General features: G+C 70.9%; 8 protein-coding genes. 3 read left to right on the top strand and 5 right to left on the bottom strand.

Features of this window, described 5'->3' with window-relative positions; translation table 11 throughout:
* Nucleotides 1-113: 113 nt before the first annotated feature.
* The 5 genes from thpD to pip all read right to left on the bottom strand — a co-directional run bounded on the left by thpD (nt 114) and on the right by pip (nt 4928).
* Nucleotides 114-1052 carry an ectoine hydroxylase gene (thpD, locus tag AB0C69_RS11855; RefSeq protein WP_345175304.1) on the bottom strand — a complete coding sequence of 313 codons (939 nt, stop codon included), beginning with the start codon at nt 1050-1052 and terminating at the stop codon, nt 114-116.
* Nucleotides 1049-1444 carry an ectoine synthase gene (locus tag AB0C69_RS11850; RefSeq protein WP_089312209.1) on the bottom strand — a complete coding sequence of 132 codons (396 nt, stop codon included), beginning with the start codon at nt 1442-1444 and terminating at the stop codon, nt 1049-1051. The genes thpD and AB0C69_RS11850 overlap by 4 nt, the downstream gene beginning before the upstream one ends.
* A 34-nt stretch (nt 1445-1478) precedes the next feature.
* Nucleotides 1479-2741 (bottom strand): diaminobutyrate--2-oxoglutarate transaminase, encoded by a 1263-nt coding sequence (ectB, locus tag AB0C69_RS11845; RefSeq protein ID WP_345175302.1) that lies wholly within the window; start codon nt 2739-2741, stop codon nt 1479-1481.
* A 53-nt stretch (nt 2742-2794) separates the two neighbouring features.
* The gene (gene ectA, locus AB0C69_RS11840; protein ID WP_345175300.1) at nt 2795-3343 is read right to left on the bottom strand and encodes a diaminobutyrate acetyltransferase; all 549 of its coding nucleotides are present in this window, start codon (nt 3341-3343) and stop codon (nt 2795-2797) included.
* 616 nt (nt 3344-3959) lie between these two features.
* Nucleotides 3960-4928: a prolyl aminopeptidase gene (gene pip, locus AB0C69_RS11835; RefSeq protein WP_360352784.1), complete on the bottom strand. Its 969-nt coding sequence runs from the start codon at nt 4926-4928 to the stop codon at nt 3960-3962.
* A 373-nt stretch (nt 4929-5301) separates the two neighbouring features.
* On the opposite strand from pip, the gene AB0C69_RS11830 reads away from it, so the two are divergent.
* From AB0C69_RS11830 to AB0C69_RS11820, 3 genes are all read left to right on the top strand, one after another.
* Nucleotides 5302-6897 (top strand): hypothetical protein, encoded by a 1596-nt coding sequence (locus tag AB0C69_RS11830; RefSeq protein WP_360352782.1) that lies wholly within the window; start codon nt 5302-5304, stop codon nt 6895-6897.
* 678 nt (nt 6898-7575) lie between these two features.
* Entirely contained in the window at nt 7576-9252 is a 1677-nt protein-coding gene (locus tag AB0C69_RS11825) for a CTP synthase (RefSeq protein ID WP_360352780.1), read from the top strand.
* Nucleotides 9249-9896: an NUDIX hydrolase gene (locus AB0C69_RS11820; RefSeq protein WP_345175292.1), complete on the top strand. Its 648-nt coding sequence runs from the start codon at nt 9249-9251 to the stop codon at nt 9894-9896. The genes AB0C69_RS11825 and AB0C69_RS11820 overlap by 4 nt, the downstream gene beginning before the upstream one ends.
* Nucleotides 9897-9910: the final 14 nt, after the last annotated feature.

Raw genomic sequence — 9910 nt, 5'->3', positions numbered from 1 at the left:
GACCCTGTGAACCGGAGTCGAGCAGATGAGCGGGGATGCCGAACCCGGTTACCCGGTGCGCCTATGGCGTGACGGCGCGGGGCATGGGTGTGCGGGTTATCGAGTTGTGCGGCTCAGGCGCCGGCGGTCCCCTCCGGAGCGGTGTCGCCTCCGACGGGAGTGAAGTCACGGGCGCCGATGAACGAGGGACGGGGCGCGGGGGCGGAGAACGGCTCGACGCACGTGTTCTCCACGCTGTTGAACACGATGAACACGTTGGAGCGCGGGAACGGGGTGATGTTCCCGTTCGAGCCGTGCATGCAGTTGCAGTCGAACATGGTCGCCGAGCCCGCGGGTCCGGTGAACAGTTCGATCCCGTGCTTGTCGGCCAGGATGGACAGGCTGGCGGGGTCGGGCGTACCGATCTCCTGTCCGCGCAGGGACTCCTTGTAGTGGTCGTCCGGGGTCTCCCCGACACACGCCACGAAGGTCTTGTGCGAGCCAGGCATGATCATTAGCCCGCCATTGTGCACGAAATTCTCGGTGAGCGCGATGGATATGCTCACCGCGCGCATCCGGGGCATGCCGTCCTCCGCGTGCCAGGTCTCGAAGTCCGAGTGCCAGTAGAAGTCCTTGCCCGTGAAACCTGGCTTGTAGTTGACCCGGCTCTGGTGCACGTAAACATCCGAACCGAGGATCTGCCTCGCCCGGCCGACCACGCGGGGATCGCGGACGAGTCCGGCGAACACCTCGCTGATCTTGTGCACCTCGAAGATGGAGCGGACCTCGTCCGAGCCGCGCTCGGTCACCGTGCGCTCGTCGGCCAGGATCTGCGGGTCCGACGACAGCCGGCGCAGCTCGGCCCGGAAGTCCTCGACCTCCTCCGGCGCGAGCAGCTGGTCGACCGACAGGAACCCGTTGGCCTCGAAGGAGTCGAGGGTCGCACCGTCGATGGGCCCGTCCTCCGCCCTGCCGTACACGACCGGGTCCTGGCGGTACAGCAGCGCGGCCTCGGAGGCCTTCCGGGTCGGGTAGGCGTCGTCGATCGTCGGATGGGACTCGATGATGCTCATGCGTCCTCCTCGGTCAGCAGGGGGTAGACACCGTTCTCGTCATGGACCTCCCGGCCGGTGCAGGGCGGGTTGAACACGCAGACGGTGCGCACGTCGGTGTGGGCGCGCAGGGTGTGGTGCTCGTGGCCGTCGAGCAGGTACATCACGCCCGGCTCGATCTTGTGCTTCTCGCCCGTCTCGTCGTTGGTCAGCTCGCCCTGGCCCTCGACGCAGTACACGGCCTCGATGTGGTTGGCGTACCACATCTTCGTCTCGGTCCCCGCGTACAGGATCGTCTCGTGCAGCGAGAACCCGACGCCCTCTTTGGCCAGCACGAAGCGGCGGCTGCACCAGGTCGGCGCCTGCACGTCGCGCTCCGTGCCGATGATCTCTCCGAGGGAACGAACGATCATTGAAACTCCTCTGCTGTGTCGGTGCCGGGCGGGCTCAGGCGGTGACCTTCTGGCGGACGGCCTCCACGGAGTCCGCGATGATCTCCAGGCCGGTGGCCAGGTCGGACTCGGCCGTGGTGAGCGGCGGCAGCAGCTTGACGACCTCGCCCTCGGGGCCGGAGGTCTCCATCAGCAGCCCGCGGGCGAACGCCTCGCCGCACACCTGCGTCGCGGCCTCCGGGTCCTTCATCACCAGGCCCCACGCCAGGCCGCGGCCGCGGACGCAGTCGATGGCGCCGGCGTGCGCGATCGCGATCTCGTTCAGCGCCGCCTGGACCTGCTGGCCCTTGGCGAGGGTCTGCTTCTCGAAGTCGTCGCCGGTCCAGTAGTCCTCCAGCGCGGCGACGGCGGTGATGAACGCCGGGTTGAAGCCGCGGAAGGTGCCGTTGTGCTCGCCCGGCTCCCACACGTCCAGCTCGCGCTTCATCAGCGTGATCGCGAAGGGCAGCCCGTAGCCGCTCAGGGACTTGGACAGGCAGACGATGTCCGGGGTGATCCCGGCCTCCTCGAAGCTGAAGAACGGCCCGGTGCGGCCGCACCCCATCTGCACGTCGTCGACGATGAGCAGGATGTCCTGCCGGTGGCACAGGTCCTGCAGGCCCCGCAGCCACTCGGCGGTGGCCACGTTGATGCCGCCCTCGCCCTGCACGGTCTCCACGATGACGGCGGCGGGCTTGTCCAGGCCGCTGCCGCTGTCGTCCAGCATCGTCTCGAAGAGCAGGAAGTCGGGCGTCCTGCCGTCGAGGTAGTTGTCGTAGGGCATCGCCACGCCGTGCCCGAGCGGCACGCCCGCGCCGGTGCGCTTCATCGAGTTGCCGGTGACGGCGAGCGCGCCGAGCGTCATCCCGTGGAAGGCGTTGGTGAAGCTGACGATGGTCTCCCGGCCGGTGTACTTGCGCGCCAGCTTCAGCGCGGCCTCGACCGAGTTGTTCCCCGCGGGCCCGGGGAACTGGACCTTGTAGTCGAGGTCGCGGGGCGCCAGGACGTACTCGTTGAAGCGTTCCAGGAACTCCCGCTTGGCCGTGGTGTACATGTCGAGCCCGTGCACGACGGCGTCACTGGCGAGGTAGTCCATCAGCCGGCGTTTCAGACCCGGGTTGTTGTGCCCGTAGTTGAGGGTTCCGGCGCCGGCGAAGAAGTCGAGGTAGCGTTTGCCGTTCTCGTCGGTCATGTGGCTGCCCTGCGCGGTGGCGAACACCGTGGGCCAGCTTCTGCAGTAGCCGCGGACTTCCGATTCCATGCGGTCGAAAACGTCCATGTCTGCCTCCAGGCAGGGTCGGAGAGGAGCGGATGGGGGGCGTGGAGCGTAGGTCAGTTCGCGGCGGCGATCGGGCCGATCCTGAAGAGCACCTCGGGCTCGTGTCCCCCCTCGGGGAAGTGCTCCGCGGCGAACAGCGGGCTGCGGGCGAGCTCGCACCCGCGGGCCCTGGCGAAGGATTCGAACATGGCGGTGGAGGCGGCGTTGTCCGGCGTGACCGTGGCCTCCATGTACCGCAGCCCGCGGGGGCCGAGGCGGTCGGCCAGGCTGTCGAGCATGCGGCGGGCGAGGCCCTGTCCCCGGTGGTCGTGGTCGACGGCGACCTGCCACACGAAGAAGGTGTCCGGACGGGACGGGCGGACGTAACCGGTGATGAAGCCGCACGGGTCCGAGCCGTCACGCGCGACGACGGAAGTGTCCGCGAAATCGCGGCACCAGAGCGCGTAGCTGTACGGCGAGTTGACGTCCAGGACGCGTGAGTCCCGGGCGAGCCGCCAAAGCGCGGGTCCATCGGCGAGGCTCGGCACCTGGAGTTGCACTTCCGCGTTCGTCTCGTTGTTCCCGGGGCGTCGGGTCGGTGATTCCAGGGGTTGCGCTGCCATGTCCAGGCAATTTAGCGAATCTCGCGCGGTGATCGCAGATAGATGTTATCGACGAGATGTTTAGCCCGCTCACCACTGGGTATGGTTAGACGCTTTCCCGATTCGGGTGCAATTTGGGCGGTCTTGCCGCGGGCCGCGATCCGCTTTTCCCCGGGATACGCAGGAGGTACTTCCGGGTGCGCCGGAGATGTTGCCGGCATGCTTCCTGAATGCGACCTTAACGTTTCGTCGCGGGGTCGGGAGGGCTTTTTCGTATCGGTTGTGTGAGGTAAGTCACACAGATGGGGTGTCAACGGGGCGGGTGCGGCGGGCGTCACTCCGCATCGCGGGAGGTCGCGCCGCGCCCGGGCGGGGTGGGGCGGGTGTGGGCCGAAACGCTCCACGGGGCCGTCTGTACTGACCCCTGGGGGCAGGTGCGCTCTCCGGGGGGTAAGGCCGTGCTTGCTAACGAGTTAGGAAATGGGGATTTTGGTCCGCTTCCGGGTGGCGGGGACCGGACGGGCAAACCGGACCCCGACCCGGTTACGGACACACGGAAGCTCGTAGTCGGCGAGACCGATTCAAGGTCGGCCCCGCGACGTCCGATGACGCGATGTTATCAAGCGATGACGAAGTGTCACCTCTTCCCGGCGAAGCGGTCGGTCGCCTCGATCAGGTGGTGCAGGATCCCGGGCTCGCTGTAGGCGTGCCCCGCGTCGTCGACGATGTGGAAGTCCGCCTCGGGCCACGCGCGGTGCAGGTCCCACGCCGTCGCGACCGGCGTGCACATGTCGTACCGGCCCTGCACGATCACGGCCGGGATGTGGCGGATCCGGTCCACGTCCCGGATCAGCTGGTCCTCCTCGAGGAAGCCCTCGTTGGTGAAGTAGTGGTTCTCGATGCGGGCGAACGCGACGGCGTACTCCGGCTCGCCGAAGCCGCCCGCCATCTCCGGGTCCGGCCGCAGCGTCAGCGTCGAGCCCTCCCACGTCGCCCACGCCTTGGCGGCGGTGATCCGCACCTCGGGGTCCGGCGACTCGAGCCGCTCGCGGAACGCCGAGATGAGGTCCTCGCGCTCGTCCTCGGGGATCGGCTCGACGTACTTCTCCCACAGGTCGGGGAAGATCAGCGACGCGCCCTCCTGGTAGAACCAGTACAGCTCGAACGGCCGCAGGGTGAAGATGCCGCGCAGCACCAGCTCGGTCACCCGGTCGGGATGCGTCTGCGCGTACGCCAGCGACAGGGCGCTGCCCCAGCTCCCGCCGAACACCAGCCAGCGCTCGATGCCGAGGTGCTCGCGGAGCCGCTCCATGTCGGCGACCAGGTTCCAGGTGGTGTTGCTCTCCAGCGACACCTCCGGGTCCTTCGCGTGCGGCAGGCTGCGGCCGCAGTTGCGCTGGTCGAACAGGACGATCCGGTACGCCTCCGGGTCGAACTGCCGGCGGTGCGCGGGGCTGCACCCCCCGCCGGGCCCGCCGTGCAGCATCACCGCGGGCTTGCCGTCCGGGTTCCCGCAGACCTCCCAGTAGATACGGTTTCCGTCGCCGACGTCGAGCAGCCCGGAGTCGTAGGGCTCGATCGGCGGGTACAGCGTGCGAAGCTCCATGGGGCGCGATTGTTCCATCCGGCCGGCGCCGAGGTCGGATGTGACCCACGGCACCTCCCGGACGGGTCGCGTGGAGGGTGATCAGGCGTCCTGCGTGCGCGAACGCCGGACCGGCGTGGAGAGGGCAAACCCCAAACTGGGCAAACGTTCCGCTGGTCGGGACTAGAGTGCTCCTAGTGAGCGAAGCGAGGAGCCACAGGGCCGGCAGCGGAGCGAGCGAGATGTGCACAACGACCCCCGCGAACGCGGCCGTGCGCCGCCGGGCGAGGAGACACGTGAGCGAAGTGACGAGCCGTCGGGCCGGGAACGCTGCGAGCAGGGCGAGCGGCGTGCCGCCGGTCGGTCCGCTCCCGTCCGGGAGGCGAGGAGACCGGTGAGCGAGCTGAACGGATCCGGCGGTTCCCGAGGAGTCCCCGACGCGGCGACTCCCTGGCCCGCCATGGGACGCGACCCGGGCGGCGCGCAGCAGTCGCTGCCGTCCGCCCAGCAGCCCATCCAGATGGCCAAGCCCGGACAGCCCGCCCAGGCGGGCCGGCACGGGCAGACGGGGGAGATCGTGTGCCCCGACGTCGAGCAGGCCGAGGCCCAGCCCTGGGACATCGTCGAGCGGCTCCGCCAGATGGCCGACCTCATCGGCGACGCGCTCGCCGCCGGGGAGCGCAAGGTCAACGAGGCGCAGACCGAGACCGCGGCGCAGATCGCGGCCGTCCAGGCGGAGAAGGAGTCGGCGCAGCGCGACGCGGCCGCCGCCTGGGGCGAGGTGCAGCGCGCCCGCGGCCAGGCCGAGCAGGCGGAGCGGCGCGCCGTGGAGGCCGAGCGCCAGGTCGCCGACGCCGAGCGCCGCGCGGCCGAGGTGCAGAACGAGGCCGTCACGCAGATCGCGGCGCTCCAGACGGAGAAGGAGAACGCCCAGCGCGACGCTGCCGCTGCCTGGAACCAGGCCCAGCAGGGCCGCGTCCAGGCCGACCAGGCCCGCGGTCAGGCCGAGCAGGCGCGCGTCCAGGCCGACCAGGCCCGCGCGCAGGCCGACCAGGCCCGCGCGCAGATGGAGCAGTTCCAGGCGCAGGCCGAGCAGGCCGAGCGGCGCGTCGCCGAGGCCGAGGCGACCGTCCGGCAGGCGATCCAGCAGCGCGACGCCATGAGCGAGGCCCGCGACGACGCCCTGCGCGCCGTCGAGGACGCCGTCGGCGGCCGCCGCTCCGCCGAGGCCGAGCGCGACCGCGTCGCCGAGCAGGCCGGGGAGCTGTCCCGCGCGCTGGAGACCGCGCACGCCGAGCTGGCGGGGCTCCGCGCCAAGGTCACCGACGCCGAGATGACCGCGCAGAACCTGCAGCACGCCGTCGTCGCGGCGGGCAAGGAGGCCGACGAGTCCCGGCGCCGCGCCGAGGTCGCCGAGCGCCGCGCGCAGGAGAACGAGCGCCGCGCGCAGGACGCCGAACGCCGCGTGCAGGACGCCGAGCGCCGGATGCAGGACGCCGAGCGCCGCGCCCAGGAGGCGGCCGGACGCGCCGACGCCGCCGAGGGCGAGCGGCAGCAGGCCCTCGACACGGCCGCCCAGTCTCTGGAGGCCGCCAAGAAGGCCGAGCGGGAGCGCGACGGCAACGCCAAGGCGCGCGAGGCGGCCGAGCGTGCCCGGGAGGGGGCCGTCCAGGCGCAGGCGCGTGCCGAGTCCGAGCTGACCCTGGCCCGCGGCCGCGCCGACCAGGCCGGGCGCGAGCGCGACCAGACCGTCGCGGCGATGCGGCAGCTGGCCGCCGAGCGCGACGCCGTCGCCGAGAAGCTCGCCGAACGCGACCAGTGGGTCGACCAGCTGGCGCAGGCCGTCACGGAGCAGCGCGCCCAGATCGCCGAGCTCTCCCAGGAACGCGACGCCGCCCGCCAGGCCGCCGACCAGGCCCGCTCCCTGATCGACGAACTGACCCGCCAGCTCCGCACCATCATGCCCACCGCCGCCACCCCCCGCCTGTAGGGACGGCCCACGCCCCCCCGGACGAGGCAGGATCTCAGCGGACGAGGGGGCGCCCCGGACACGACGGCCGCCTTCCTGCCGCTGCGGCAGCCCTGCCAGCGGGCAAGGCGTCAGCGCGCCCATGGGTGTGACGAGGCGCCAGCAGATGGGGGTTGCCCCCGGACAGGCAGTCGAGATCCGTCCGCCGCGCCGACCCACGCAAGCGGAAGGCGATCGCGCTCTTGGACGGGCGGGTCTCAGCGGACGTGGGGTCGCCACCAGACGCGACGGCCGCGTTCTTGCCGCTGCGGCGGCCGTACAAGGGGGAGGCGGCCGCGCGCCCGCGGGGGTTGCGAGTCTTGTGTGGACGGGGGCGCCGTCGGACGCGCTGGGCGGTGGGGTCGTCGCGCTGACATCAGGTGGCGGCGCAACCACGCGACGACCGGAAGGTGGCGATCGCGTCCGAAGGCAGGTTCGAGCGAAGCGAGAACCTGATCGCGCAGCGAGCCGCCAGGCGAGCCGGAGCGATGCCAGCGATCGCCGCGTTTCTCGACGATGGAGGGCCGCCAGGCCCGAAGGAGGAGAGAAGCGCAGTAGGAACGAGGCCCCCCGGGCCGAAGGAGGAGAGAAATGCAATAAGCTAGAACCCCGTGGACAGTGCGGTACCGTCCGCCTCGTAACGACCACGGGAGCGCCTTCTTGCCTTCGGCTACCACTGGTAGGTCACGTCCTACCAAGCATCTCTTCGTCACCGGCGGTGTCGCCTCAAGCCTCGGCAAGGGTCTGACGGCGTCCAGCCTCGGGCGGCTTCTCGCCCTCCGCGGCCTCCGGGTCACCATGCAGAAGCTCGACCCCTACCTCAACGTCGACCCCGGAACGATGAACCCGTTCCAGCACGGCGAGGTCTTCGTCACCGACGACGGCGCCGAGACCGATCTGGACATCGGGCACTACGAGCGGTTCCTCGACACGGAGCTGCACGGGTCGGCGAACGTCACCACCGGCCAGGTGTACTCCAACGTGATCGCCAAGGAGCGGCGCGGGGAGTACCTCGGCGACACCGTGCAGGTGATCCCGCACATCACCAACGAGATCAAGGACCGGATCCGGGGGATGGCCGACGACGGCGACGTCGACATCGTCATCACCGAGGTGGGGGGGACGGTCGGCGACATCGAGTCGCTGCCGTTCCTGGAGTCGGTGCGGCAGATCCGGCACGAGATCGGCCGGGAGAACTGCTTCTTCCTGCACGTGTCGCTGCTGCCCTACATCGGGCCGTCCGGCGAGCTGAAGACCAAGCCGACGCAGCACTCGGTCGCCGCGCTGCGCTCCATCGGCATCCAGCCCGACGCGATCGTGTGCCGGTCGGACCGGCCGATCACCGACGGGCTCAAGCAGAAGATCAGCCTGATGTGCGACGTCGACCGCGAGGCCGTGGTGTCCGCGGTGGACGCCGCCAGCATCTACGACATCCCGAAGGTGCTGCACTCGGAGGGCCTGGACGCCTACGTGGTGCGCCGCCTGGACCTGCCGTTCCGCGACGTCGACTGGGGCGCGTGGGACGAGCTGCTGCGCCGCGTCCACAAGCCCGCCCGCGAGGTCACGATCGCGCTGGTCGGCAAGTACATCGACCTGCCCGACGCGTACCTGTCGGTCACCGAGGCGCTGCGGCACGGCGGGTTCGGCAACGACGCCAAGGTGCACATCCGCTGGGTGAAGAGCGACGACTGCGAGACGCCGGAGGGCGCCAAGCGGGAGCTGGACGGCGTCGACGGCGTCCTGGTCCCGGGCGGGTTCGGCGTCCGGGGCATCGAGGGCAAGCTCGGCGCCATCCGGCACGCCCGCGAGAACCGGGTTCCGCTGCTCGGCATCTGCCTCGGGCTGCAGTGCATGGTCATCGAGGCCGCGCGGACCCTCGGCGGGCTCGCCGACGCCGGCAGCTCCGAGTTCGACGCCACCACCGGGCATCCCGTCGTCGCCACCATGGCCGACCAGCTCGACGTCGTCGCGGGGGAGCGCGACATGGGCGGCACGATGCGGCTCGGCCTCTACCCGGCCGACCTGGCCGACGGGTCGGTCGTGCGGGAGCTGTACGGGGAGGCGAAGGTGTCCGAGCGGCACCGGCACCGCTACGAGGTCAACAACTCCTACCGCGAGCGGCTGGAGCAGGCGGGGCTGCGGTTCTCGGGCCTGTCGCCCGACGGCCGCCTGGTGGAGTACGTCGAGCTGCCCCGCGAGCAGCACCCGTTCTTCGTCGGGACCCAGGCGCACCCGGAGTTCCGGTCCCGTCCGACCCGCCCGCATCCGCTGTTCACCGGCCTCGTGTCCGCCGCCCTCGGCTACGCCGAGGCCCGCGCGGACGGGGACGCCTCGTGAGCGGCGGCGAGGAGCTGGGCCCCGGCGACGTCCGCGACCGTCCCGACCGCTGGAAGGTCGTGGAGTCCTCCACGCCCTTCCGGGGGCGCGTCTTCAGCGTCCGCAGCGACCGGGTGGAGATGCCGCGCGGCGAGGGCACCGAGGCCGTGACGCGGGACGTCATCGAGCACACCGGCTCGGTCGGCGTCATCGCCGTCGACGACCGCGACCGGGTGCTGCTGCTGCGGCAGTACCGGCACCCGGTGGCGCGGCAGTTGTGGGAGGCGCCCGCCGGGCTGCGGGACGTGGAGGGCGAGCCCCTGCACAAGCTCGCCGAGCGGGAGCTGCTGGAGGAGGCCGGGTACCGCGCCGAGCGCTGGGACACCCTGATCGACGTCTTCCCGTCGCCCGGCATGGCCGACGAGCGCATCCGGATCTTCCTGGCGCGCGGTCTCACCGAGGTCCCGGCCGACGAGATCGACTTCGAGCGCGTCCACGAGGAGGCCGACATGCCGGTCGTGTGGGTGCCGCTGGAGGAGGCGGTCCGCAAGGTGTTCGCCGGTGAGCTGCACAACATGATCGCGTGCATGGGAGTCCTCGCGGTGCGCGCCGCACGCGACTCGGGTTTCGCGGACCTGCGCCCCGTCGACGCGCCGGAGGACTGAGCCGGATGAGGTCC

It is taken from the genome of Actinomadura sp. NPDC048032 (genome assembly GCF_040653175.1).
GTDB lineage: Bacteria > Actinomycetota > Actinomycetes > Streptosporangiales > Streptosporangiaceae > Spirillospora > Spirillospora verrucosospora.
The sequence above is the reverse complement of the archived record's forward strand: the minus strand, read 5'-3'. Positions and strand labels throughout refer to the sequence as shown.

Excerpts from the sequence above, each read along its gene's own strand:
- ectA (WP_345175300.1), bottom strand. The coding sequence starts at position 3,343 with ATGGCAGCGCAACCCCTGGAATCACCGACCCGACGCCCCGGGAACAAC.
- ectB (WP_345175302.1), bottom strand. The coding sequence starts at position 2,741 with ATGGACGTTTTCGACCGCATGGAATCGGAAGTCCGCGGCTACTGCAGA.
- pip (WP_360352784.1), bottom strand. The coding sequence starts at position 4,928 with ATGGAGCTTCGCACGCTGTACCCGCCGATCGAGCCCTACGACTCCGGG.
- thpD (WP_345175304.1), bottom strand. The coding sequence starts at position 1,052 with ATGAGCATCATCGAGTCCCATCCGACGATCGACGACGCCTACCCGACC.
- AB0C69_RS11850 (WP_089312209.1), bottom strand. The coding sequence starts at position 1,444 with ATGATCGTTCGTTCCCTCGGAGAGATCATCGGCACGGAGCGCGACGTG.